This is a genomic window from Sphingomonas montanisoli (genome assembly GCF_008274695.1).
Lineage (GTDB): Bacteria > Pseudomonadota > Alphaproteobacteria > Sphingomonadales > Sphingomonadaceae > Rhizorhabdus > Rhizorhabdus montanisoli.
This window is the reverse complement of record NZ_VTOU01000003.1, coordinates 602232-625327: the sequence shown is the minus strand read 5'-3', so window position 1 is coordinate 625327 and position 23096 is coordinate 602232. Positions and strand designations below refer to the sequence as shown.

25 protein-coding genes are annotated in these 23096 nt (G+C 66.4%); 13 read left to right on the top strand and 12 right to left on the bottom strand.

Annotated features, from left to right (window positions below; translation table 11 throughout):
* Positions 1–101 precede the first annotated feature (101 nt).
* Positions 102–602: a crossover junction endodeoxyribonuclease RuvC gene (gene ruvC, locus FYJ91_RS14285; protein ID WP_149522935.1), complete on the top strand. Its 501-nt coding sequence runs from the start codon at positions 102–104 to the stop codon at positions 600–602.
* Positions 599–1195, top strand: a complete 597-nt coding sequence (ruvA, locus tag FYJ91_RS14280; RefSeq protein WP_149522934.1) for a Holliday junction branch migration protein RuvA — start codon at positions 599–601, stop codon at positions 1193–1195. The genes ruvC and ruvA overlap by 4 nt, the downstream gene beginning before the upstream one ends.
* A gap of 4 nt (positions 1196–1199) precedes the next feature.
* Here the strand turns inward: ruvA and FYJ91_RS14275 are convergent, their stop codons facing one another.
* Positions 1200–2111: a 2-hydroxyacid dehydrogenase gene (locus FYJ91_RS14275; RefSeq protein ID WP_149522933.1), complete on the bottom strand. Its 912-nt coding sequence runs from the start codon at positions 2109–2111 to the stop codon at positions 1200–1202.
* Between the two features lie 95 nt (positions 2112–2206).
* On the opposite strand from FYJ91_RS14275, the gene ruvB reads away from it, so the two are divergent.
* From ruvB to pal, 7 genes are all read left to right on the top strand, one after another.
* Entirely contained in the window at positions 2207–3238 is a 1032-nt protein-coding gene (gene ruvB, locus FYJ91_RS14270; RefSeq protein WP_149522932.1) for a Holliday junction branch migration DNA helicase RuvB, read from the top strand.
* Between the two features lie 172 nt (positions 3239–3410).
* Positions 3411–3866 carry a tol-pal system-associated acyl-CoA thioesterase gene (gene ybgC / locus FYJ91_RS14265; RefSeq protein WP_149522931.1) on the top strand — a complete coding sequence of 152 codons (456 nt, stop codon included), beginning with the start codon at positions 3411–3413 and terminating at the stop codon, positions 3864–3866.
* Positions 3867–3871: 5 nt separating this feature from the next.
* Positions 3872–4573, top strand: a complete 702-nt coding sequence (gene tolQ / locus FYJ91_RS14260; protein ID WP_149522930.1) for a protein TolQ — start codon at positions 3872–3874, stop codon at positions 4571–4573.
* The gene (gene tolR / locus FYJ91_RS14255) at positions 4574–5044 is read left to right on the top strand and encodes a protein TolR (protein ID WP_149522929.1); all 471 of its coding nucleotides are present in this window, start codon (positions 4574–4576) and stop codon (positions 5042–5044) included.
* Positions 5044–5850, top strand: a complete 807-nt coding sequence (locus FYJ91_RS14250; RefSeq protein ID WP_149522928.1) for an energy transducer TonB — start codon at positions 5044–5046, stop codon at positions 5848–5850. Before tolR ends, FYJ91_RS14250 begins: the two co-directional genes overlap by 1 nt.
* Positions 5851–5924: 74 nt before the next feature.
* A complete protein-coding gene (tolB, locus tag FYJ91_RS14245; protein ID WP_425474050.1) occupies positions 5925–7253 on the top strand; it encodes a Tol-Pal system beta propeller repeat protein TolB in 1329 nt (442 codons plus the stop codon).
* A 76-nt stretch (positions 7254–7329) separates the two neighbouring features.
* Positions 7330–7848, top strand: coding sequence for a peptidoglycan-associated lipoprotein Pal (pal, locus tag FYJ91_RS14240; RefSeq protein WP_149522927.1), 519 nt, complete (start codon positions 7330–7332; stop codon positions 7846–7848).
* Positions 7849–8003: 155 nt separating this feature from the next.
* Here the strand turns inward: pal and ung are convergent, their stop codons facing one another.
* The 6 genes from ung to FYJ91_RS14210 all read right to left on the bottom strand — a co-directional run bounded on the left by ung (position 8004) and on the right by FYJ91_RS14210 (position 13583).
* Positions 8004–8699 carry a uracil-DNA glycosylase gene (gene ung / locus FYJ91_RS14235; protein WP_149522926.1) on the bottom strand — a complete coding sequence of 232 codons (696 nt, stop codon included), beginning with the start codon at positions 8697–8699 and terminating at the stop codon, positions 8004–8006.
* A 3-nt stretch (positions 8700–8702) separates the two neighbouring features.
* Positions 8703–10013, bottom strand: a complete 1311-nt coding sequence (locus FYJ91_RS14230; RefSeq protein ID WP_149522925.1) for a dicarboxylate/amino acid:cation symporter — start codon at positions 10011–10013, stop codon at positions 8703–8705.
* A gap of 96 nt (positions 10014–10109) precedes the next feature.
* Positions 10110–11096 (bottom strand): anthranilate phosphoribosyltransferase, encoded by a 987-nt coding sequence (gene trpD / locus FYJ91_RS14225; protein WP_149522924.1) that lies wholly within the window; start codon positions 11094–11096, stop codon positions 10110–10112.
* Positions 11093–11692, bottom strand: coding sequence for an anthranilate synthase component II (locus FYJ91_RS14220; RefSeq protein ID WP_149522923.1), 600 nt, complete (start codon positions 11690–11692; stop codon positions 11093–11095). The genes trpD and FYJ91_RS14220 overlap by 4 nt, the downstream gene beginning before the upstream one ends.
* A 43-nt stretch (positions 11693–11735) precedes the next feature.
* Positions 11736–13211, bottom strand: coding sequence for a helicase HerA domain-containing protein (locus tag FYJ91_RS14215; protein ID WP_149522922.1), 1476 nt, complete (start codon positions 13209–13211; stop codon positions 11736–11738).
* Positions 13212–13298: 87 nt separating this feature from the next.
* Positions 13299–13583, bottom strand: a complete 285-nt coding sequence (locus tag FYJ91_RS14210; protein ID WP_149522921.1) for a PspC domain-containing protein — start codon at positions 13581–13583, stop codon at positions 13299–13301.
* 207 nt (positions 13584–13790) lie between these two features.
* On the opposite strand from FYJ91_RS14210, the gene FYJ91_RS14205 reads away from it, so the two are divergent.
* Together FYJ91_RS14205 and FYJ91_RS14200 are read left to right on the top strand one after the other, a co-directional pair.
* Positions 13791–14741: an isopenicillin N synthase family dioxygenase gene (locus FYJ91_RS14205; protein WP_149522920.1), complete on the top strand. Its 951-nt coding sequence runs from the start codon at positions 13791–13793 to the stop codon at positions 14739–14741.
* 199 nt (positions 14742–14940) lie between these two features.
* Complete coding sequence (locus FYJ91_RS14200) at positions 14941–16467, top strand: S10 family peptidase (RefSeq protein WP_149522919.1); 1527 nt, start codon at positions 14941–14943, stop codon at positions 16465–16467.
* Between the two features lie 137 nt (positions 16468–16604).
* Here FYJ91_RS14200 and queF read toward each other — a convergent pair whose 3' ends face one another.
* Positions 16605–17057 (bottom strand): preQ(1) synthase, encoded by a 453-nt coding sequence (gene queF / locus FYJ91_RS14195; RefSeq protein WP_149523373.1) that lies wholly within the window; start codon positions 17055–17057, stop codon positions 16605–16607.
* Positions 17058–17276: 219 nt separating this feature from the next.
* On the opposite strand from queF, the gene metC reads away from it, so the two are divergent.
* The gene (gene metC, locus FYJ91_RS14190; RefSeq protein ID WP_149522918.1) at positions 17277–18473 is read left to right on the top strand and encodes a cystathionine beta-lyase; all 1197 of its coding nucleotides are present in this window, start codon (positions 17277–17279) and stop codon (positions 18471–18473) included.
* Positions 18474–18601: 128 nt separating this feature from the next.
* On the opposite strand, the gene FYJ91_RS14185 is transcribed toward metC, so the two are convergent.
* On the bottom strand, positions 18602–18979 hold the full coding sequence (locus FYJ91_RS14185; protein WP_149522917.1) for a hypothetical protein: 378 nt from the start codon (positions 18977–18979) through the stop codon (positions 18602–18604).
* 310 nt (positions 18980–19289) lie between these two features.
* On the opposite strand from FYJ91_RS14185, the gene FYJ91_RS14180 reads away from it, so the two are divergent.
* Positions 19290–20066 carry a TorF family putative porin gene (locus tag FYJ91_RS14180; protein WP_149523372.1) on the top strand — a complete coding sequence of 259 codons (777 nt, stop codon included), beginning with the start codon at positions 19290–19292 and terminating at the stop codon, positions 20064–20066.
* A gap of 167 nt (positions 20067–20233) precedes the next feature.
* Here FYJ91_RS14180 and FYJ91_RS14175 read toward each other — a convergent pair whose 3' ends face one another.
* From FYJ91_RS14175 to FYJ91_RS14165, 3 genes are all read right to left on the bottom strand, one after another.
* On the bottom strand, positions 20234–21316 hold the full coding sequence (locus tag FYJ91_RS14175) for an acyl-CoA thioesterase (protein ID WP_181008516.1): 1083 nt from the start codon (positions 21314–21316) through the stop codon (positions 20234–20236).
* A gap of 2 nt (positions 21317–21318) precedes the next feature.
* Positions 21319–21720 (bottom strand): DUF427 domain-containing protein, encoded by a 402-nt coding sequence (locus FYJ91_RS14170; RefSeq protein WP_149522915.1) that lies wholly within the window; start codon positions 21718–21720, stop codon positions 21319–21321.
* A gap of 83 nt (positions 21721–21803) precedes the next feature.
* Positions 21804–23081, bottom strand: coding sequence for a surface lipoprotein assembly modifier (locus FYJ91_RS14165; protein ID WP_149522914.1), 1278 nt, complete (start codon positions 23079–23081; stop codon positions 21804–21806).
* Positions 23082–23096 lie beyond the last annotated feature (15 nt).

Genomic DNA, 23096 nt, shown 5'->3' with positions numbered 1-23096 from the left:
CGTCGCTTTCGGCTCCTCGCAATGACGAGGGATGTTTTCGCTTCACAAACCTTCCGCAATACGCGAAACGGAACATGTGATGAACATGGGGCCGCATAAGCATGATCCTGATCGGGCTTGATCCGGGCCTCGGCACCACCGGCTGGGGCGTGATCGCGGCGGAGGGCAATCGGCTGAGCCACGTCGCCAACGGCCAGATCAAGACCGAACCGTCGATGGAACTCGCACGCCGGCTGGCGCTGCTCCACGATGCCTTGTTCGAGGTGATCCGCACGCATCGCGCCGAGAGCGCGGCGGCAGAGGAGGTGCTGGGCAACTCCAACCCGCAATCGACGCTGAAGCTCGGTCAGGCGCGTGGCGTGGTGTTGCTCGCGGCGTCGCGATCGGGGCTTGCCGTGGGCGAATATCATCCGTCGGTCGTCAAGAAGGCGGTCGTCGGCACCGGCGGTGCGGAGAAGCGCCAGATCCAGGCGATGGTCCAGCATCTGCTGCCCGGCGTGAAGCTTGCCGGCCCCGATGCGGCCGATGCACTCGCGGTCGCGATCACCCACGCGCACCATCTGGCGAGCGCGAAGTCGCTGGCACGGAGAGCCTACGCATGATCGCGCGGTTGAAGGGGCTGCTGGCCGAAGTCGCGGCCGATCATCTGGTGCTCGACGTGCAGGGCGTCGGCTATCTCGCGCTCGTCTCGGGCCGGACCTTGTCGGCGGTGGGGGAGATCGGTGGCGAGGTGCTGTTGCTCACCGAGATGCAGGTGCGCGAGGATGCGATCACCCTGTTCGGTTTCGGATCGGCTTCCGAGCGCGATGCCTTCCGCCTGTTGACGAGCGTGCAGGGCGTGGGCGGACGCGTCGCGCTGTCGATCCTGACCGTCCTCGACGCGGGCGAATTGTCGCGTGCTATCGCCAGTGGCGACAAGGCGATGGTCGCGCGCGCCAACGGGGTCGGCCCGAAGCTCGCGATGCGCATCGTCAACGAACTCAAGGACAAGATGGGGGGCGTCGCGATCGGACCTGCCAGCGGCGTCCCCGCGCCGAAGGGCGGTGCTGCCGAGGATGCCATGTCCGCCCTCGCCAACCTCGGCTTCCGCCCCGCCGAAGCGAGTGCGGCGGTGGGGGCTGCGGTCGAGGATCTGGGGCCTGACGCAACGCTCGACGCGCTGGTGCGCCTAGCATTGCGCAAGGCCGCGAAGTGAGACGTCAGAGCGGCGTCAGCAGCGGCTGTCCTGCGAAGAAGGCCGCAAGATTATCGAGGACGAGTTGCGCCATCGCGTCGCGCGTCTCTACGGTCGCGCTGCCCTGATGCGGGAGCAGGACGACATTGGGGAGCGGCAGCAACGCCGCGGGCACATGCGGTTCGTGCGCGAACACGTCGAGGCCCGCGCCGCCGAGGCGGCCTTCGACGAGCGCCGCGACCAGCGCATCCTCGTCGACCACCGATCCGCGTGCGATGTTGATCAGCGAACCGTTCGGCCCCAGCGCGTCGATCACGGTGGCGTCGACCAGTTTGTCGGTCGCGGGGCCGCCGGGCGTCGCGACGATCAGGATGTCGACCGAGGCGGCGAGCACCATCGCGCTCTCGGCGTAGCGCCACGACACGTCGGCAACGGGATGGCGCGAGTGATAGGCGATCTCGCCCGCGAAGGGCGCGGCGCGTTTGGCGATCGCCTGCCCGATCCGGCCGAGCCCCAAAATGCCGATCCGCTGCCCGGTCAGCCGGCGCGACAGCGTGGGCATGCCCTCGCTCGCCCAGCGGCCGCTGCGCACCAGCGCGTCGTCGCGCGGGATGTTGCGGTAGAGCGCGATCATCAGCCCGATCGCAAGGTCGGCGACGTCGTCGGTCAGCACGTCGGGCGTGTTGGTCACATGGATGCCGCGCCGCTTCGCTTCGGCCAGATCGACCTTGTCGACCCCGACCGCGCTCACCGCGATCATTTCCAGATCGGGCAGCTTCGCCATCGTTGCGGCGTCGATCCCCGTGCTGCCATGCGTCGCGACCGCGCGGATGCCGGGGCCGGGCTCGGGCCGCAGATCATAGGTCGCCTTCAGCCCGTCGGTCAGGCGGGGCACCGCGAAGCTGCTGTCGATATAATAGAGGGGGGGCTTGGTCATCGAGGTCTCCGGCGGCAGGTAGGAACCCCCTACAGTCCCGCCATCGACTGTCCATCCGCCCCGCGCTATCCGGTGGCGAATGACCGATAGCGCCAATGACCGATAGCGATCGCCTGCTAACTGCCTCGCGCCGTGCCGAGGATGCCGATGCGGCGCTTCGGCCAAAGTCGCTCGACGAATTCGTCGGGCAGAAGGCGGCGCGCGACAATCTGCGCGTGTTCATCGAAGCCGCGCGGCGGCGCGGCGACGCGCTCGACCATGTCCTGTTCTTCGGCCCGCCTGGCCTCGGCAAGACCACGCTCGCGCAGATCATCGCCAAGGAGATGGGGGCGGGCTTCCGCGCGACATCGGGCCCCGTCATCGCCAAGTCGGGCGATCTGGCGGCGTTGCTGACCAATCTGGAGGATGGCGACGTCCTCTTCATCGACGAGATCCACCGGCTTCAGCCTGCGGTCGAGGAGGTGCTCTATCCCGCGATGGAGGATCGCGCGCTCGATCTGATGATCGGGGAGGGGCCGTCGGCGCGCAGCGTGCGCATCGATCTGCCGCGCTTTACTTTGGTGGGTGCCACAACGCGGCAGGGGCTGATCACCACGCCGCTGCGCGACCGCTTCGGCATTCCGGTGCGGCTGCAATTCTATTCGGTCGAGGAACTGGAGCAGGTCGTAAGTCGCGCGGCGCGACTTCTCGATCTGCCGATATCGAAGGATGGCGCGATGGAGGTTGCGCGCCGATCGCGCGGAACTCCGCGCATCGCGGGTCGCCTGCTGCGCCGGGTCCGTGATTTCGCGCATGTCGCGGGACACGATATCGTCGACGCGGCGGCGGCCGACAATGCGCTCAACCGCCTGGAGGTCGACGCGCTGGGCCTCGACGCGATGGACCGGCGCTATCTTCATATGATCGCCGACATCTATCGCGGCGGGCCGGTGGGCGTGGAGACGCTGGCGGCTGGCCTCTCCGAACCGCGCGACACGATCGAGGAGGTCGTCGAACCTTATCTGATCCAGCTCGGCCTGATCGCGCGGACGGCGCGCGGGCGGTGTTTGAACAGCCGGGGCTGGAAGCATCTCGGCCTCAATCCGCCACCGGAAGCCGGGCAGGACGGGCTGTTCGACGGGGTTTGATCCTATTTCATCGTCGCCCCAGCGAAGGCTGGGGCCTGTCCCTGCCGTGGCAATCGGCACCGCTGGAGATGAGAGAAATAGGCCCCAGCCTTCGCTCGGGCGACGAGAAGTGGTGAAATTAGGCCCTTCGCGCCTTGGCCTATCGACAAAGCGCGCCTAGAATCCGTTACCGATGCACAACGATGTCCCCTATTCCGGCCGCTTCGCGGGCCCCGAGCATCGTTTTGCCGTGCGCGTCTATTTCGAGGATACCGATGCGGGCGGGGTCGTCTATCACGCGAGCTATCTGCGCTTCATGGAGCGCGCGCGCAGTGACGTGATGCGACTGTGCGGGATCGATCAGCAGGCGGTGATGGCGGCGGGCGACGGGGTCTATGTCGTGCGCGATCTCCACATCCGATATCGCGCGGCGGCGAAACTGGACGACGATTTGCTCGTTCTCAGCCGCATGAGAGAGATCGGGGGCGCATCGATGGTCATTCATCAACGAGTCATGCGGGCTCACCAATTGATCGCCGAGGCTGATGTTTCGGTCGCGTTCGTCGGCCCCGATGGCCGCCCCAGGCGCCAGCCGCGCGACTGGGTGAACAAGTTCAAGATAATTCAGGGAGCAGACGAGACGGCATGAGTGGAATGAGCATAGCGGGCGCACACGTCGCCGCCACCAGCTCGGCCCTGTCGCCGATCGCCCTGTTCCTGCAGGCGGATATCGTCGTCAAATCGGTGATGATCGGCCTGCTGCTGGCCAGCATCTGGACCTGGGCGATCATCTTTTCGTCAGGACTGAAGATGGGCCGCACGCTCAAGGCGTCGAAGGCGTTCGAGGCCGAGTTCTGGAAATCCGAAGATATCGACAAGGTGTATGACGGCCCCGGGCGGCAGGACACGCCGTCGGCGAAGCTGTTCACGGCGGGTGTCGGCGAATGGCGCCGTTCGGTGCGGATCACCCCGGTCGATCGTGAAGGCACCCGCGCGCGCCTCGCCACCGCCATGTCGGCCGCGACCAGCGCGGAGATCGACAAGCTGTCCGACCGGCTCAACGTCCTCGCCACGATCGGGTCGGTCGCGCCCTTCGTCGGGCTGTTCGGCACCGTGTGGGGCATCATGCGCAGCTTCACCGATATCGCGGCGAGCCAGAACACGTCGCTGGGCGTCGTGGCCCCGGGTATTGCCGAGGCGCTGTTCGCCACCGCGATCGGTCTGTTCGCGGCGATCCCCGCCGTCATCGCCTATAACCGGCTCCTCCACCGCGTCGGGCAGATCGAAAACCAGCTCCACCGTTTCGGCGACTCGCTCCACCTGACGCTCAGCCGCGAGCTGGAGCGGGTCAAGTAAATGGCGATGGGTCCGGTCTCCGGCCGGGGCGGCAAGCGCGCGCCGATGGCCGATATCAACGTGACGCCGCTGGTCGACGTCATGCTGGTGCTGCTGATCATCTTCATGGTCACGGCCCCGCTGATGCTTGCGGGTGTTCCTGTCGACCTGCCTGAAAGTGCGGCGGGCGCGCTTGACCAGGACAAGAAGCCGATCACCGTCTCGATCGACAAATCGGGTGAGATCTTCGTCGACGACAAGCCAGTCCAGTTCTCCGCGATCGACGCCCAGTTCGGGCAGATCGCGGCGACCGCCGGCAAGGGCAAGGATGCGCCCCAGATATTCCTGCGCGCCGATCGCGGGCTCGATTATGGGCGCGTGATGGCGGTGATGGGGTCGCTCAACCATGCGGGCCTCAACCGCGTCGCGCTCGTCACGATGGGGGCTGATGGGGGCGCGGATGAAGGCGCGGCAGGAGCCGAGAGCCCCTGATGGAGCGCGCGGAAAAGGCCGGGCTCGGTGTAGCTTTTGTCGGCCATGTGGTGCTGCTGGCGATCATGTCGCTCAATCTGATGAGCGCACGGCCCAAGCCGCCGCTCGCCGATGCGATGGACGTGATGCTCGTCGACAAGGTGGCGCTGCAATCCTCCTCGCCCGAAAAGGCGGTCGAACCGCCGCAGCAGATGGAGGCGCCCGACGTCGGGAAACCCGAGGAAGCGACCCCGCCGCCCGAACCGACGCCCGCGCCGACCCCGCCCAAGCCTGAGCCAAAGCCGGTCGCGACGCCCAAGCCGGCGCCGAAACCTGCCAAGCCGACGCCCGCACCGCCCAAAGCGGAGGCGGCCAAGCCCGCGCCCGAAAAGCCGGCGGCGAAGGCCAAGCCCAAGGCGACAAATCTGGGCGATGACTTCCTGAAGGGTATCCCGGCGTCCAAGTCGCCCGGCAAGGGCGCAGTGGCGCGCGCCGCGGTGATCAGCCCAATCCAGGCGAATGGTCTGGCGGCGTTGATCGCGTCGCAGGTGAAGCCTTGCTACACCGTGCCAACGGGCGGCGCGGGGGCGACGAGCATCGTCACGCAGGTCCGGCTGCGGCTGAAGCCCGACGGCGGGATCGCGGTTACGCCCGAAGTCACCGCCAATGCCGGCGTGAACGATTCGAACGCGGCCTATCTGCGCCAGATGAACGAAGCGGCTGTCCGCGCATTGCAACGATGCGCGCCGTATAAATTGCCGCCCGAATTGTACGAAGGCGGCTGGGAAGACATCAAGTTCAACTTCCGCCCGAACCAGATGAACTGATCGATATTTGACTTCATCCCCCCGTTTCGGGCTATGACCGGAACGGGGGACAGAGGAGACGAGCCTTGAACCGCCTGCCCCTGCCCCGTTTCTGCATCACTCTTGGCGCGATCGTCGCGTCGCTGACCGCCTTTCCGGCGCATGCGCAGCTCGAGGTCGACATCAACGGCGGCATCGCCCAGCCGATGCCGATCGCGATCCCGTCGATGCCGACGCCGTCGACCGTTTCCACGCCTGCGGGCGATACCGCCGCGCTTGGTCAACGCGTGTCGGATGTCATCACCAACGATCTGAAGAATAGCGGCCTGTTCAACCCGCTGCCCAAGAGCGCGCTCGCCAACGTGCCCTTCAGCCAGGCCAATGCCCCCGATTTCATCTTCTGGGGGCAGAGTGGCGCGCAGGCGCTGGTGCAGGGCTTCGTCCAGGCCGCGGCCGACGGCAAGATCACGGTCGGCTGCTATCTCTACGACGTGCTCGGCAAGGTCGAGCTGACGCGGCAGGGGTTCGAGGTCGTCCCCGCCCAGTGGCGCCGCGCCGCGCATAAATGCGCCGACACGGTCTATAGCCGGCTGACCGGCGAAGGGCCCTATTTCGACAGCAAGGTGGTCTATGTCTCCGAGACCGGCCCGAAGCAGAACCGCATCAAGCGGCTGGCGATCATGGATCAGGATGGCGCCAACCACCGCTTCCTGACCAACGGACAGTCGATCGTGCTCACCCCGCGCTTCGCGCCGAACCAGCAGACGATCACCTATATGTCCTATGCGGGCGATCGGCCGCGCATCTATGTGTACAATGTCGGCACGGGCCAGCAGCGGCTGGTGGTCGATCAACCGAACATGACCTTCGCGCCGCGCTTCTCGCCCGACGGGAAATATGTCGTCTTTTCGATGTCTGTCGGCGGCAATACCGACATCTATCGCGTGTCGGCCAGCGGCGGCACGCCCCAGCGGCTGACGACATCGCCCGGTATCGATACCGCCGCCAGCTATTCTCCCGATGGATCGAAGATCGTGTTCGAAAGCGATCGGTCGGGCGGGCAGCAACTCTACGTGATGAACGCCGACGGTTCGAACCAGAACCGGATCAGCTATGGCGGCGGCCGCTATGCGACCCCCGTGTGGAGCCCGCGCGGCGACATGATCGCCTTCACCAAGCTTGGCGGCGGCTTCGCGGTCGGCGTGATGGGCACCGATGGATCGGGCGAAAAGATTCTGACCAACGGCTGGCAGGATGAAGGGCCGAGCTGGTCGCCCAACGGCCGCGTGATCATGTTCTTCCGCACCGGCCAGGGCAGCGGCAAGGCCGATCTGTGGTCGGTCGACCTGACCGGCGTCAATGAACGGCCGGTGCCCACCCCACTCGACGGTTCCGACCCCGCATGGGGTCCCCTGCTCCCGTAAACCTGAGGTTCAGTGAGCGAATTCCACGGAATTGCGTTATTGTTGCGCAACCGTATTGATGAAGAAGGAGAAGCAGATGGCGCGCTCGATGTTGAATGTCGCTCTGGTGTCGGCCCTCGTGCTGACCGCGGCTTGTACGAAGAAGAAGGTCGAGGATCTTCCGCCGCCCCCGGCCGCGGCGCCCACGCCCGCCCCCGAAGCTCCGGCGCCCGCGCCGAGCAACACGACGATCCCCGGTTCGCGTGCGGACTTCATGCAGCAGGCGGGCACCGACACCGTCCACTTCGCGACCGACAGTTCGGACGTCGACAGCGAAGCGCAGTCGATCCTCAGCCGCCAGGCGCAGTGGCTCGCCAAGTTCCCGAACGTTGCGGTCACGATCGAAGGCCATGCCGACGAACGCGGCACGCGCGAATATAACCTTGCGCTCGGCGATCGCCGCGCCAACTCGGCCAAGAACTTCCTGGTTCAGGCCGGCGTCTCGGCGTCGCGCATCTCGGTGATCAGCTATGGCAAGGAACGCCCGGTCGCGGCCGGTTCGGACGAAGGCAGCTGGGCGCAGAACCGCCGCGCCGTGACGGTCGTCCCGCAATAAGGCTTCCGCCTCTGCGATGTTTGGGGCCGCCGGCGTCATGCCGGCGGCCCTTTTCATTGTGCGCCCACGGAGGGATATTGGCCGGCAGCGATACCCGCGTGGAGAGCTACTCATCCACCGGCTGCGCCGGTCCCCCTCCCCCTGCGGGGGAGGATTCAGACGGGCGGCAGCGACCAATCTACCGGCGTCTGCCCCTGCGCCTCCAGAAAGGCGTTGGCCTTCGAAAAATGCCGGCACCCGAAAAAGCCCGCGTGCGCCGAAAGCGGCGAGGGGTGGGGCGCCTTCAGGACGAGGTGCCGCCCGCCCTTGTCGGTCGAATCGACGAACGCGGCCTTCTTCTGCGCATAGCTTCCCCACAGCAGGAAGACGACCGGATCGGGCTTGGCATTGACGAGGCGGATGATCGCATCGGTGAACTTCTCCCAGCCGCGCTCGCGGTGCGACGCTGCCAGCCCCATCTCGACCGTCAGGACGCTGTTGAGCAGCAGCACGCCCTGCTTCGCCCAATGTTCGAGAAAGCCGTGCGGCGGGCGCGTGAGGTTAAGGTCGGTGCCCAGTTCCTTGTAGATGTTGACCAGGCTCGGCGGCGGCCGCACCCCCGGCTTGACGCTGAAGCACAGGCCGTGCGCCTGCCCCTCGCCATGATAGGGATCCTGCCCCAATATCACGACCTTGACCTTGTCGAGCGGGGTCAGGTCGAGTGCGCGGAACCACTCGCCGCCGCTGGGGAAGATATGCTTCCCCTTGTCCTTCTCTCCGACCAGGAACTGGCGCAGCGCCGCCATATAGGGGGCGTCGAACTCCCCCTGCAGCGGTGTCTTCCAGCTTTCGTGCAGTCTTACGTCGCCCATGCGTCAGGCAGGTAGCGCGTCGGGCACCGGCTCCTCAAGGATTCCCTCGCGCTTGGCGACGATCATCGGGACGAGAACCTGCCCCGCCACGTTCACCGCGGTCCGCCCCATGTCGAGGATCGGATCGATCGCGAGCAGCAGGCCGGCGCCTTCGAGCGGCAGGCCGAGGGTCGACAGCGTGAGCGTCAGCATCACCGTCGCGCCGGTCAGCCCGGCGGTCGCGGCCGAGCCGAGGACCGAGACGAAGGTGATCAGCGCGTAATCGGTCGGCCCCAGCGGCAGGCCATAGAATTGCGCGACGAAGATCGCCGAGATCGCCGGATATATGGCGGCGCACCCGTCCATCTTGGTCGTCGCGCCCAACGGCACCGCGAAGCTCGCATAGGTGCGCGGCACGCCCACGGTCTCGGCGGCGGCTTCGGTGACGGGCAATGTGCCGACCGACGATCGCGACACGAAGCCCAGCTGGATCGCGGGCCAGGCGCCGGCAAAGAAGCGGCGCGGCGGAATGCCGTTGATCAGCAGCAGCGTCGGATAGACGACGAGCAATACCAGCGCGAGGCCGAGATAGATCGCCCCCGCGAAGCTGCCGAGCCGCAGAAGCGCATCCCAGCCATATTCGGCGACGGCATGACCGATCAGCCCCGCCGACCCGATCGGGGTCAGCCGGATCACCCACCACAAGAGCTTGCGCATGATGCCGAGCAAAGCGCGGACGAAGCCGACGAAGGGCTCGGCAACCTCGCCGACCTTGAGCGCGGCGGCGCCGACCGCGATCGAGATGACGATCAGCTGGAGGACGTTGAAGCCGAGCGAGGTCGACGCGCTGCCGGTGTCCGACAATTTGGTCGAGGCGGTCAGGCCGAAGGCGTTGGCGGGGATCAGCCCTTTCAGGAAATCGAGCCAGCTGCCGACCGACTTGGGCACCGCCGCATCGGCGGGGGCGACTCCGGCCGACAGGCCCGGCTGGATGATCACGCCCAGCGCGATGCCGATCGCGACCGCGATCAGCGAGGTGATCGCGAACCACAAAAGCGTCTGCGCGACGAGGCGCGCGGCGTTCTGAAGCTCGCGCAGATTGACGATGCTCGTCACGATTGCGGCGAAGATCAACGGCGGCACCAGCGCCTTGAGCAACTGGACGAAGATCGACCCGACCGTATCGAGCGTCTCGGCCAGCGCATTGGGCTGCCCCTCCGGCCCGACGCCGATATTGCGCGCGAGCAGGCCGAGCAGGAGGCCGACGACCATGCCAGCGAGAACCTGCAATCCGAAATTACTGAAGAAAGGGCGTTGTGCGGGCGTGCTGGCCATGGCGGACCTCATGTGACTCTGCCGCGAAGGTGGGGTCGCTTCGCCCCAGCAACAAACGAGATAAACTTATGGGTCCGCGAGTGCGACTTGGGACGTCTAGAATGCAATCCAGCGCGCGAGCAGGGCTTTCGCCTTGCCGCTGTCGATCGATTCGGCGGCAAGCGCCACGCCCTCGGCCCAATCGGCGGCTTTGCCAGCGACCATCAACGCGGCGGCGGCATTGAACAGCACGGCGTCGCGATAGCCGCCCGCCTCGCCATCGAGCAGGCGCGTGAGCGCGGCGGCATTGTAGGCAGGATCGCCGCCCCTGATCGCGTCGAGCCCGTGGCGCGCAAGGCCGGCGGCCTCGGGTGAGGTCCGCTCCGGTCCGAAGCCCGCCTCGCCCAGGCGGAACAGGCTCGATTCGCCCGCGATCGACAGTTCGTCGAGCGGCTCGTCGCCGGCCACCAGCATCGCCGAGGCCGGCTTGAGGCGATCGAGCGCACCGGCATAGGTCGGCAGATAATCGGGCCGCGCGACGCCGATCAACTGGCGCTCGACGCCGGCCGGATTGCAGATCGGGCCGAGCAGGTTGAAGATCGTCCGCCGCCCTATCGCCTTGCGGATCGCGGCCAGCGGTTTCAGTGCCGGATGATGCTTCTGCGCGAACAGGAAGCAGATGCCGATCTCGTTCAGCGATGCCTCGGCGCGTTCGGACGCGCGATCGAGATCGAGGCCCAACGCCTCCAGCGTGTCGGCCGCGCCCGCCTTGGACGATGCCGCGCGATTGCCATGCTTGGCGACGGGAACGCCTGCGCCCGCGACCACCATCGCCACCGCGGTCGACACGTTCAGGCTGTGCGCGCCGTCGCCGCCTGTGCCGCACACGTCGATTGCGCCGTCGGGGGCGGTGACGCGGATCATCCGTGCGCGCATCGCCCGCGCCGCGCCGGCAATCTCGCTCGCCGTCTCGTCGCGCTCGGCCATCGCGGTCAGGAACGTGGTGACGCTGGCATCGTCGTGCGCGCCGTCGAGGATGGCGGCGAACACTTCTTCGGCCTCGGCCTGGCCGAGCGGAACGATCGGATCGGGCAGGGCGCTCAAGCTGTCGCCCGCTCTTTCACCTGCATTCCCGCCGCGCGCATGAAGTTGGCGAGCATCGCATGGCCATGTTCGGTCGCGATGCTTTCGGGGTGGAACTGGACACCGTGGATCGGCAGCGTCGCATGGCGCACGCCCATCACCTGCCCGTCGGGGGTTCGCGCGTTGATGATCAGATCGGCGGGCATCCCCTCCTCGGGCACGATCAGCGAATGGTATCGCGTCGCGGTGAAGGGCGAGGGCAGTCCTTCGTACAGGCCGGTATCGTCGTGCAGGATCGGGCTGGTCTTGCCGTGCATCAACTGCGGCGCGCGGATCACCTGCCCGCCGAAATGCTGTCCGATCGACTGGTGGCCCAGGCACACGCCCAGCAGCGGCCGCTTCGCCTCCGCGCAGGCGGCGACCAGATCCAGGCTGATCCCCGCTTCGTTGGGCGTGCACGGCCCGGGCGAGATCAGGAACGCCTCGGCGCCCGACGACATCGCCTGTCCCACGCCGATTGCGTCGTTGCGCACGACCTCGACCTCGGCACCCAGTTCCATCAGATAATGGACCAGGTTCCAGGTGAAGCTGTCATAATTGTCGATGACCAGGATCATGAAGGCGCTGTAGCGGGTGGGGTCGCGCGGGGGAAGAGACTGCCTATTCCGCCGCTTCGGGCAGCGCCGATGCGGTCGTCCAGCCCAGGCGCGGGATGTTGATCGATCGCTTGCCGACCAGGTCGGTGCGCAGGACGAAGATGCCCTGTTCTTCCATATAGGCGATCAGCCGGCGGACGCGGCCGAGGCTGTGGGTGCCGTACACGGCGGCGAGCGCCGAATCGGACGGCGCTTCGGATCCTTCGCGGCCCGCGCGCGCGACGAGCAGGAAAGGGGCAAGCATGTCGTCGGGCAAGGTCGCGCCCAGCGCCATCGCGTCGAGCCATCCTTCATCGAGCCCGCCATAAAGGCCCGCCCGCGCCATCGCGAGACGGCGCCGGAAGCCGGGAAGGTCGAGCCCCGGATTGGCGAGCCGGTGCATGCGACAGCGCACGCCGAAATCCTGGAAAAGGATCGCGGCGGCGCGATAGGTCGCGTCGGGATCCTCGACGATTTCGCGCAGCACCGTGTCGATCACCGCGTCGCGCTCATCCTCGGGCATGGCGGGTGTGGATGGGGCTGCGGTCGGCGTCAGCGCCGGTCCGGACCGGCTGATCGCGCGCAGCAGGTCGTCCGACGTCGGGACGGGCGCACGCGGCGGTGGGGGGGGCGGGGGCAGATCGTTGCCGGGCGCGAACAGCAGCCCCTGCAGATCCTCGGCCGGCGCGGCGCTGGGCAGGGGCATCAGCTTGGGGCTGCCGCTGCGCGCGCTCGTTTCGACCGCGCCGACCTTCACCGAGATCGGGCGGCGCGACACGGCGGGGCCGAGCGCCAGGAAGGTGCCGCGCGGCAGATCGCGAATCTGTTCGGCCTGGCGCCGCTCCATGCCCAGCAGGTCGGCCGCGCGCGCCATGTCGATATCCAGGAAGGTGCGCCCCATCATGAAGTTGGAGGCCTCCGCCGCGACATTCTTCGCGAGCTTTGCGAGCCGCTGGGTCGCGATGATGCCGGCGAGTCCGCGCTTGCGCCCGCGGCACATCAGGTTGGTCATCGCGGCGAGCGAGGTGCGGCGCGCCTCTTCGGAAACCTCGCCGGCCGCCGAAGGCGCGAACAGCTGCGCTTCGTCGACCACGACCAGCGCGGGATACCAATGGTCGCGCGGGGCATCGAATAAGGCGGACAGGAAGGTCGCGGCGCACTTCATCTGCGCGTCGACTTCCAGCTCGTCGAGCGCGAGGATCACCGAGACGCGATGCTCGCGGATACGGCTGGCGATGCGCGCGATCTCGGCCTCGCTATGGTCGGCCGCCTGGATCGCGACATGGCCGAAGCGGTCGGCCAAGGTCACGAAATCGCCCTCGGGATCGATCACGACCTGCTGGACGAGACCCGCCGATCCTTCGAGCAGGCGGCGCAGCAGGTGCGACTTGCCCGAACCCGAATTGCCCTGGACGAGCAGGCGCGTGGCGAGCAATTCCTCGATGTCGAAGGAGACGCTCTCGCCCCGCTCGCTCGCTCCCATATCGATTCGCGCTGTCATGCTGCGCTGCGTTCTGACGGAAAGGGCCTGTGCCGTTCAAGCGCAGGCCCCAATAAAGTTGTGGATGTTTCGGCCGGAAGCCGCAGATCAGGCAGCCTGCGCCAGTTCCTGTGTGTCGTCCGCCCGCTCGCTGCGCTGGCCGATTTCGACGACCGACGCGCGCTTGCGGCTCGGCATCAGCTTGTATGCCGCGAACAGCAGGATGCCGAGGGCGACATAGACGCCGATCGTGATCTTCGGGCTGAGCAGCAGGCAAACGCCGATGGCCATCCGCAGGATGTTGGGGTTGAAACCCAATTCGGTGCCGATTCCTTCGCAGACACCGAACATCGTGTCGGCCCGGTCGAAATATTTGCCGTTCGCGCGTTCCATCTCGAAATCCCCAAGGTCATGGCGACCCTACGTCGCCGTCATGCCGTTTACTCAGCATGGACCGTGCCAGATCGCTCATGCCCCGGTTTTCCTGAATTTTGGCTGAAGGATCGACGAACGCGCGAGAGGTTTCGACCAAAGTTTGGCGGAATTCGCCAACTGCTTCGTGAGGGTGACGAGCCGGTCTTGCGGGCCTATATTCGTGCCATGACCGACATTGCAGACCTCGACACCGTCCCCAGCGTTTCGTTGCAAGATGCCGATCGCGATCCCGAAGGCTTCGCGCAGGATATCGGCCGCTCGTTCGAGCGGTTCGGCTTCGCCGTCGTCGCCGATCACGGCATTCCCGCCGAATTGATCGCAAAGGCGGAAGAGCTGTCCAAGGCGCTTTTCGCGCTGCCGACCGAGACGAAGCGCCACTATCTGATCCCCGGCAGCGGCGGCGCGCGCGGCTATACCGCGTTCGGGATCGAGACCGCCAAGGGCAACGACAAGCCCGATCTCAAGGAATTCTGGCATGTCGGGCGCGATTTGCCCGCCGGCCACAAATTCTCCGACGAGATGGCGCCGAACGTGTGGCCGGACGAAGTGCCCGGCTTCCGCGAAACCTATCAGCAGCTGTTCGCCGCCTTCGACACGGCGGGGCTTCGCATATTGGAGGCGATCGCGCGCTATCTGGGCCTCGCGCCCGATTATTTCGTCGACACGGTGAAGGACGGGAACAGCGTTCTGCGCCTGCTCCATTATCCGCCGATCGGCCCCGACGCGCCCGGCATCCGCGCGGGTGCGCATGAGGACATCAACACGATCACCTTGCTGCTCGGCGCCGAAGAGGGCGGGCTGGAGCTGCTCGACAAATCGGGCCACTGGATCCCGGTGAAGATCCGGCAGGGCGAGTTGGTGGTGAACATCGGCGACATGCTCGAGCGGCTGACCAACAAGGTGCTGCCGTCGACCAGCCACCGTGTGATGAATCCGCCGCCCGAACGGCGCGGCCTGCCGCGCTATTCGATGCCCTTCTTCCTCCACTTCCGCCCCGATTTCCTGATCGAGACGCTGCCGGAAACGATGAGTGAGGGCCGGCCCAACCTGTTCCCCACGCCGATCACCGCGCACGGATTCCTCCAGGAGCGGCTGGAGGAGATCAAGCTGATCTGACCTTTTCATCCTCCCCCGCCAGGGGGAGGTGCCAGCGCAGCTGACGGAGGGGGAGGACGGCGGCTAACGAGCGCCTCGTATCCTCCCCCTCCGTCGCCTTCGGCGCCACCTCCCCCTGGCGGGGGAGGAAAAGATCGGCGTATTGACCCCCTAACACAGCCTCCGCTAGCGTCCCCGCATACCGAAAAGGGGACCGACATTGCGTTTCACCACCTCCCTCGCGGCCATCGCGCTCGCGCTCAGCCCGATCGCTGCCCTCGCCGCCGACGAGAAGAAGCCCGATGCGCCCGCGGATGCACCGATTCCGCCGCCGCTCGTCTCGGTTACCAAGCACCGGGGCACGTTCGGCGGGCAGGCAGTCGCCTACACCGCGACGACCGGCGAGACCTATCTCAAGGACAAGGACGGCAAGCCGCTCGCCGCCATCTTCTCCACCAGCTACGTCAAGGACGGGCTGACCGATCCCACCAGGCGCCCGATCACCTTCCTGTTCAACGGCGGCCCCGGTTCGGGGTCGGTATGGCTGCACATGGGCGCGTTCGGGCCGAAGCGGGTCGTGATCCCGTCGGACGCGCGCGATGACGGCGCGCCGCCCTTCCCGATCGTCGACAACCCCGACAGCCTGATCGACGTCACCGACGTCGTCTTTATCGATCCGGTCGGCACCGGTTTCGCGCATGCGCTGGGGAAGACCGATCCCAAGGATTATTGGGGCGTGTCGAAGGATGCCAAGTCGGTCGCCGAGTTCATCCGCAAGTGGCTCGACGACAATGGCCGCTGGAATTCGCCCAAATATCTGGGCGGCGAAAGCTATGGCACCACCCGCTCGGTCGCGGTCGCGCATGAGCTGGAGGGGCAATATAATGACGTGTCGCTCAACGGGATCATCCTGATCTCGTCGATCCTCGATTTCGGGGCGACGGCCGAGGTGCAGGGCAATGAAATGCCCTACATCCTCAACCTGCCGTCGATGGCGACGACCGCCTGGTATCATCACAAGGTGCCCAATCCGCCCGCCAGCGCGGCGGCGATGGCGGCCGAAGCGCGCGCCTTCGCGATTGGCCCCTATGCGTCGGCCTTGCTCAAAGGCAACACGTTGCCCGCCGAGGAACGCGCGCAGGTCCGCACCCAGCTGTCGCGCTATACGGGCCTGAGCGAGCAATATCTGGAGACCGCCAATCTGCGCGTCGTGCCGGGCCGCTTCTACAAGGAGCTGCTGCGCGCCGACGGCTTCTCCACCGGCCGTCTCGACACTCGTTACAAGGGCGTCGATTATGATCGCGCGGGTGAGGAGCCGGATAACGATCCCAGCTTCTACGCGATCGACGGCGCCTATTCGGCCGCGATCAACGCCTATCTGCGCGATGACCTGAAGCTGAAGATGGAGCGGCGCTACGTCACCATCGGCCCGGTCGGCCCGTGGGAATGGAAGCTTGACGATCAACGCGGCCGCGACGGCGACGTCTATGTCAACGTCGCGCCGTATCTGGGGCAGGCATTGCGCGAAAATAGCGGGCTGCGCGTGTTCGTCGGGCAGGGCTGGTACGATTTCGCCACCCCCTTCTTCGCCGCCGAATATTCGATGAACCGCCCGGGCTTCGACCCGTCACGCATCCAGTTCCATTATTACGACGCGGGCCACATGATGTACGTCCGCGATGAGGATCTGCATAAGCTGTCGAGCGACGTGAAGGCGTTCATTCGGCAGGGTGGCACGGGGCGGTAAGCCTAAAATCCTCCCCCGGCGGGGGAGGTGGCAGTCCGCAGGACTGACGGAGGGGTATTCGCCACAAGCGGTTCGCTGCCGGCCAATACCCCTCCACCGCTTCGCGGGCCCCCTCCCCCTCCGGGGGAGGATCTAAATCACCCCCGCCCTCTGTACCCCGCGACACCCTGATCGGGCAGCCACAGCCCCTCGGGCGGTGCGCTCGATTGCCAGAAAACGTCGATCGGAATGCCGCCGCGCGGATACCAATAGCCGCCGATGCGCAGCCATTTCGGCTTCATCTCGTCGAACAGGCGCTGGCCGATGCCGACGGTGCAATCCTCGTGAAAGCCCGCATGGTTGCGGAAGGATCCGAGGAACAGCTTCAGCGACTTGGATTCGACGATCGTGTCGCCGGGGGCATAATCGATCACCAGATGCGCGAAATCGGGCTGGCCGGTGACGGGGCAGAGCGAGGTGAATTCGGGCGCGGCGAACCGCACGAGATAGAGCGTGCCGGCGCGCGGATTGGGCACATAATCGAGCACGGCCTCTTCCGGCGTCGCGGGAAGGGCGCTCGTCTGGCCCAGATGCAAAGGTGTGGTGTCCATGCGCGCGATATAGCGATGCGTAGCGGACTGCGCCAACGCGATGATCCTCCCCCGCCAGGGGGAGGTGTCAGCGCAGCTGACGGAGGGGGGAGGGCGGCGGCCAACAGGCGCCTAGCATCCTCCCCCTCCGTCGCCTTCGGCGCCACCTCCCCCTGGCGGGGGAGGATTGAACGGTGGCGTGCTCTTGCTACCGAGGCTGTCACGCGCCATCCCACGCCCATGAACGACGAACAGGACCGCACCCGCCTCCGCCCCGCCACCCGCGTCGCGACCGCCGGACGGCGCAAGGAATGGACGCAGGGCATCGTCAATCCGCCCGTCTGGCGCGCATCGACGATCCTGTTCGACGACGTCGCGCATCTGCGTGCCTCGACCCGGCGGCCCAATGACGGCCTCTATTATGGTCGGCGCGGCACGCCGACCATATGGTCGCTCGCCGATGCGCTGACCGAGCTGGAGCCGGGCGCGGAGGGCACGATGCTCTATCCGTCGGGCGTCGCCGCGATCGCGGGCGTGCTGCTCGCGGTGCTGGAGCCGGGCGACGAGTTGCTGATGGTCGACAGCGCCTATGAGCCGAGCCGCGCCTTTTGCGACAATGTGCTGAAGAAGATCGGCGTCACCACGACCTATTATGATCCCGCGATCGGCGCGGGCATCGCCGGTCTGTGCACGGACAGGACGAAGGCGATCTTCCTCGAAAGCCCCGGCAGCCTGACGTTCGAGGTGCAGGACGTGCCCGCGATCGTCGAAGTCGCAAAGGCACACGGCATCGCCACGATCATCGACAACACCTGGGCGACGCCTTTGCTGCTGCCCGCGATCGGCATGGGGGTCGATATCTCGATCCTCGCCTGCACCAAATATATCGTCGGCCATTCGGACGTGATGATGGGATCGGCCACCGCCAATGCGGCCTGGTTCGACAGGATCCGCCGCACCGCGCATTCGCTGGGGCAGTGCGTCAGTCCTGACGACGCCTATCTGGCCGCGCGGGGCCTGCGCACGCTGGCGGTTCGCCTGCGCCAGCATGAGGAAAGCGCGCTGAAGATCGCGCGCTGGTTCGAAGCGCGGCCCGAGGTCGCACGCGTCCTGCATCCTGCCTTGCCGTCCTGCCCGGGCCACGATCTGTGGAAGCGCGATTTCAGGGGCGCGTCGGGGCTGTTCTCCGTCGTGATGCAGGGGGGTGACGACAAGGCGCGATCGGCGCTGATCGATGGGCTCGCTCTGTTCGGGATCGGCTATAGCTGGGGTGGCTATGAAAGCCTTGCGCTGCCGGTCGATCCTTCGCCGGTGCGATCGGCAACGAAGTGGCAGGCGGAAGGGCCGGCGATCCGTTTCCATATCGGCCTCGAAGATCCCGACGATCTGATCGCCGATCTCGAAGCGGGGTTGGCGCGTTACGCCGCCGCCCTCTGATCCTCCCCCGGAGGGGGAGGGGGACCGGCGTAGCCGGTGGAGGGGTAGCTAGAGGCTTGTGGCATCGCTGCCGGCAAATACCCCTCCGTCAGTCCTATGGACTGCCACCTCCCCCGCCGGGGGAGGACTTACGAGAGTTCGGCCTGGGGCAGCAGCGCATCGATCCGGCTGAACGCCGCGCCGATCGAGTCGGCCAGGAGGCGCGCCGCCGCCGCGGTCGATGGTGTGCCCGCCCGATCGGCCAGCACGGCGCGCAGGCCCGCCGCCGCCATCCGCTCGGCATCGCCGGCGATCCGCATCACCGTCACGCGCGTCAACGATCCTGCCGCGTGATATCGGGCGGCGATTTCGTGCGGGCGTGACCGGTTCGGCTGGGTCGCCGCCTGCCCGCCGGTGACGCGGCCGATATCGGACAGCACCGAAAGCGTATCGAACAGCGCATCATGCCGCGGTGCGGCGTCGTCAGCCTGAACGGGGGCGATTTCGATCTTCGACAGGAACGACACGGACGCGCTTTCTGAAAACGGGGCGATCACGACGATATCGCCCGACCTCCGTTAAAATCGCGTGAAGTCGGCCCAGGAGGAGCGCTGAGCGCCTTCAAAACACGGTCTACAGCGCCAGAACTACTGTTGCTCTGCCGCAACAGTAGTCATGATCTAGCAATAAATGATGTAATTTGGCGTTGTGCGCTGCGATAGCGAGGCGCAATAGACACATGTCTCGTCAGGGAAGCGTGCCCGGCCGCAAGGTCAGAGGTCATGCCCCGGGCAGCGCAGGGGGAACGTGGAAACCACGTTCAAGGGGTATAAATTGATGCGCTCCACCCTGATCGGCCGCTTGGCTCTCACTATGGGCTCGGCCCTCGCGCTGACGGCTGTCGCCACGCCGGCGCTCGCTCAGGACGCGCCCGCGTCCGATTTCACGCTCACCGGCTCGGCGGCTCTCGTCAGCGATTATCGCTTTCGCGGCGTCTCGCAGACGAACCTGCACATCGCGCCGCAGGCGAGCGCCACGATCACCCACAGTTCGGGCCTCTATGCGAGCTTCTGGTCGTCGACGATCGATGATTATGTCGCGGCCGGCGCCGATGCCGAGCTCGATCTGATCGCGGGCTATTCGAAGACGATCGACAACGTCACGCTCGACGGCGGCCTGCTCTATTATGTCTATCCCAGCGCGGACAAGGCGGCCAACACCGACTTTCTCGAAATCTACGGTTCGGCCAAGGGCGCGTTCGGCCCCGCGACGGTGAAGGGCGGCTTCGCTTATGATCCCAAGCAGAAGGGCCTCGCCAGCGGCGCGAACACCAAGAACGACAATCTCTATCTCTATGGCGAAGCCGGTTATACAATTCCCGATACGGGCTTCGGCCTGACCGGCCATGTCGGATATTCGAAGGGCCGCAGCTTCCTGACCGCGAATCTCAAGAACTATGTCGACTGGAATCTGGGCGCGACATACACTTGGAGGAACGCGACCTTCGGGATCGCTTATGTCGATACCGACGCCAAGAAGGGCGAGTTCGTCGGCACCGCCGGCAAGAATGTCGGCAAGGCCGGCGTCGTCGGCTCGGTCACCTACGCCTTCTGATCCCTCAACGGATCGCCAGAAAGGGGCCGCGACGCTGTCGCGGCCCCTTTTCTACCCTACTAACTTCGTCATTGCGAGGAGCCGAAGGCGACGCGGCAATCCACTCCGAACTGCGGAATGGATCGCTTCGCTACGCTCGCAATGACGAAATTGGGCGCGCGAACGACCTACATGATCCGCGTCGAATCGAGCCCGCTTTCATTGGCGCTCGCCGCGAACTCGCGGATCATCGCCTGGACGGTGTAGGAGGCGACGAGCCGCCCGTCGCGGGTGAACACATGCCCTTGTCCCTGCGCGAGACCACGTCCGGCATGGATTGCGGGATTGGTGTAGAGCAACCAGTCGGTCAGGTCCGGCTCGCCATGCAATGCGATCGTCGCGGTCAGCACACCCGTCGACAAAGTATAATGCGCCTGCGCCTCGCCGAAACCGGGATGCGGCAGCATCGCCGCCGCGATCGTGAAATGCGTCACCGGCTGGGCGAGCAACGCCTGCTGCAGATACAGCTCCTTCGGCGCATCGCGGTGGCGAATCCAGCAATGGAGTTCGGGCGGGCCGATCCGGTCGGGATCGGGATCATAATCGCCGTTCACGAAGCGCACGTCGCGGCCGAGCAGGCCGAAATCATGCGCGGGGCAGTCCTCCGGCCCCTTCACCTCCGGCATCGCGATTTGCCCGGTGATCAGATCGGGCGATCCGTGGTCGAGCAGGATCAGCGAGCAGGAGACCGGCTTGCCCCCCTGCGTCGCGCGCACGCCCAGGGTCGCGAATTGCCGCCCCACGCGCTGCCGATCGACGGTCAGGTCGATCGGCTTGTCGAACACGGCGGGGCGTTCCAGCACGATATGCGCGTTGACGACGCGCTTGTCGGGCGCGCTCTTGGCCGCTGCGACCATCGACATGGCCAGCAGCTGCCCGCCCTCGACGACGTTGCGGCGAATGTCGCCATAGGTCGGTCCGGTGAAGGCGCCATCGCCTGCCGGCTGCACGTCGATCAGCCGCAGCAGATCGTCGACATCGCCCCAGCGCGGGAAACGGTTGGTGGTCCCGCCGCCGTTCGGCCAGCGATCCTCCACCTCGATGCGCAGCGCCTCCGGATCGTGGCTTGTCAGCGATCCGTCCGCCGCCGGGATCAATATGCCGCCATTCGCCTCGACCGTGTCGGTCGCCACCGCCGCCTCGCTCTCCGCGATCAGCGTGTCGCCATCCCACGCCGAAACCCGGCCCTTGATCGGAAATTGATCGCCCATCGTCATGCCCCCTTCACCAATGCCGCCGCGATCCCGATCGAGACGGTCACGCGATTCTGATAGAAAGCGATATGCCCTGTGATCTGGGCGACTTGGGGGTACGGCGTCTCATAGGCCCAGGCGACCGGCTCGCCCTCTTCGCCCGCCAGGCCCCAATAGGATGCGTGGCCCTTATAGGGGCAATAGCTCGTCCGATCGGGGATGCGCGCCAGCTTCGCCAGATCGACGTCGCCTTCCGGAAAATAGAAGACGAGGCCGTGATTCTGCTCGTCGACCAGCAACGCCCGCTCGCTGCGCGCCAGTTCGACGCCCGCCTTGCTCGTCGCCGTCAGCAGGTTGCGCCGGCGCATGATATCGACCCGATAGTCGAAGCGCGCGCCATAGCCGCTCACATCCTCGCTCATGCCCGTCTCTCCTCTTTAGTCGGGACGATAGGCACAGGGGCGGGGGAGCGCAAAACAACCGGGCGCCTTCCGAAACTCCGGAATCAGAAGGCGCGGATGATCCCGACGTCCACCGCAAGCCGGCGATAGGCGTAGAGTCCGACGGTCGATCGATTGCGTTCGTAGGCAACCCGCACGATCGGCGCGAGGCCGGCCACCGTGAGTTTGCGGAACGATGCGCCGACGCCGATCCGCGCATAATCGTCGATCCGGCGGCGGTTGAAGAGCGCCAGCCGCGCGTCGGCTTCGAGCCTGCGCCACGTCGCGGTGGCGTAAAGCGTCGCCGCCCCCGCGTCGCGCCACAGCAGCAGCGATGCTCCGCCCGCCGTCGTCGCATAGCCCGGATCGCGCGCGGTCTGCCGGTTGGCGAACAGGGTCACGCTGGTCCCGGCGCGCGGCGAGAAACCATGTTCGAAGCCGATCGATCCGTCATAGATCGCGCCGTCCTGCAACCGATTGACCGGATAGCGCGCGCGCGATGCCGAAACTTCGGTGACGATCTGGTCGCGGCGGCTGACGGGATGGAGCCAGTTGATCGTCGCGCTGGTCGTGCGCGCATAGAGATCGCCGCCATAATAGCGCCGGCCGATGCCTATCGCGGGGCGCACCCTTTCACCGCCCGATCGCCATTCGGGCCCGATGCTCGCGCCCACCGAGACATCGTTGAAGCTTTTGTCGCCATAGAATGTCGCGCTGCCGAAGCCGCGCAGCAGCAAGGCCGCCCCGTCCGCCACCGGCACGCGTGCATAGGTCTCGCCACTCGCTTTCACGCCCAGCCCGGATTTGGCGCGGGCATCATCATCCAGGGTGAGCGGCGCGATCACGGTGTCGAGCGTCGTCGCCCGCGTCGCGCGGTTGATGTTGCTGTCGGGCGCGAGCGCGATCTCGAAAGATCCGCCGAAGCGCTTCGTGGTGCGCAGCGCGCTGGCGAAGCGTTCGACCGTGATCGCGACATCCGGGGGTAAGCCCGCCGACTGCGCCTGTCGCAACTGCCGACGCGCGGCATCCTCATCCCCCATCAGCGCCAGAACACGCGCCAGTTCCAGCCGCACGCGGTTCGCATCCGGTTTTTCGTCCAGGATCGCGCGGAACAGGATCGCGGCATCGCGCAGGCGGCGTTGGTCGATCCGCATCATGGCGAGGCGAAAGCGCGCCTCGGTGCGGATCTCGACATCGGGATCCTGCACCAGCGCGCGCCAGATCGTCTCCGCCTCGTCGGTGCGCTGCGCTGCTGCCGCGCGATCGGCAAGGCCCAGCATGTCGGGCGCAGACAATTGAGCGGCGGCGGGCGCCGTGAGCGTCGCTGCTGCAACGACGCCCACCACGCCACGCCACCG

Bases quoted from the DNA above. Each gene is read 5' to 3' on its own strand.
- FYJ91_RS14170 (WP_149522915.1), bottom strand. From the start codon at position 21,720: ATGAGCGAGGATGTGAGCGGCTATGGCGCGCGCTTCGACTATCGGGTC.
- FYJ91_RS14275 (WP_149522933.1), bottom strand. From the start codon at position 2,111: ATGACCAAGCCCCCCCTCTATTATATCGACAGCAGCTTCGCGGTGCCC.
- ybgC (WP_149522931.1), top strand. From the start codon at position 3,411: ATGCACAACGATGTCCCCTATTCCGGCCGCTTCGCGGGCCCCGAGCAT.
- tolR (WP_149522929.1), top strand. From the start codon at position 4,574: ATGGCGATGGGTCCGGTCTCCGGCCGGGGCGGCAAGCGCGCGCCGATG.
- FYJ91_RS14215 (WP_149522922.1), bottom strand. From the start codon at position 13,211: ATGACAGCGCGAATCGATATGGGAGCGAGCGAGCGGGGCGAGAGCGTC.
- ruvA (WP_149522934.1), top strand. From the start codon at position 599: ATGATCGCGCGGTTGAAGGGGCTGCTGGCCGAAGTCGCGGCCGATCAT.
- queF (WP_149523373.1), bottom strand. From the start codon at position 17,057: ATGGACACCACACCTTTGCATCTGGGCCAGACGAGCGCCCTTCCCGCG.
- FYJ91_RS14180 (WP_149523372.1), top strand. From the start codon at position 19,290: ATGCGCTCCACCCTGATCGGCCGCTTGGCTCTCACTATGGGCTCGGCC.
- FYJ91_RS14210 (WP_149522921.1), bottom strand. From the start codon at position 13,583: ATGGAACGCGCGAACGGCAAATATTTCGACCGGGCCGACACGATGTTC.
- tolQ (WP_149522930.1), top strand. From the start codon at position 3,872: ATGAGCATAGCGGGCGCACACGTCGCCGCCACCAGCTCGGCCCTGTCG.
- ung (WP_149522926.1), bottom strand. From the start codon at position 8,699: ATGGGCGACGTAAGACTGCACGAAAGCTGGAAGACACCGCTGCAGGGG.
- ruvC (WP_149522935.1), top strand. From the start codon at position 102: ATGATCCTGATCGGGCTTGATCCGGGCCTCGGCACCACCGGCTGGGGC.
- FYJ91_RS14220 (WP_149522923.1), bottom strand. From the start codon at position 11,692: ATGATCCTGGTCATCGACAATTATGACAGCTTCACCTGGAACCTGGTC.
- FYJ91_RS14175 (WP_181008516.1), bottom strand. From the start codon at position 21,316: ATGGGCGATCAATTTCCGATCAAGGGCCGGGTTTCGGCGTGGGATGGC.
- pal (WP_149522927.1), top strand. From the start codon at position 7,330: ATGGCGCGCTCGATGTTGAATGTCGCTCTGGTGTCGGCCCTCGTGCTG.
- metC (WP_149522918.1), top strand. From the start codon at position 17,277: ATGAACGACGAACAGGACCGCACCCGCCTCCGCCCCGCCACCCGCGTC.
- FYJ91_RS14230 (WP_149522925.1), bottom strand. From the start codon at position 10,013: ATGGCCAGCACGCCCGCACAACGCCCTTTCTTCAGTAATTTCGGATTG.
- FYJ91_RS14205 (WP_149522920.1), top strand. From the start codon at position 13,791: ATGACCGACATTGCAGACCTCGACACCGTCCCCAGCGTTTCGTTGCAA.
- ruvB (WP_149522932.1), top strand. From the start codon at position 2,207: ATGACCGATAGCGATCGCCTGCTAACTGCCTCGCGCCGTGCCGAGGAT.
- FYJ91_RS14250 (WP_149522928.1), top strand. From the start codon at position 5,044: ATGGAGCGCGCGGAAAAGGCCGGGCTCGGTGTAGCTTTTGTCGGCCAT.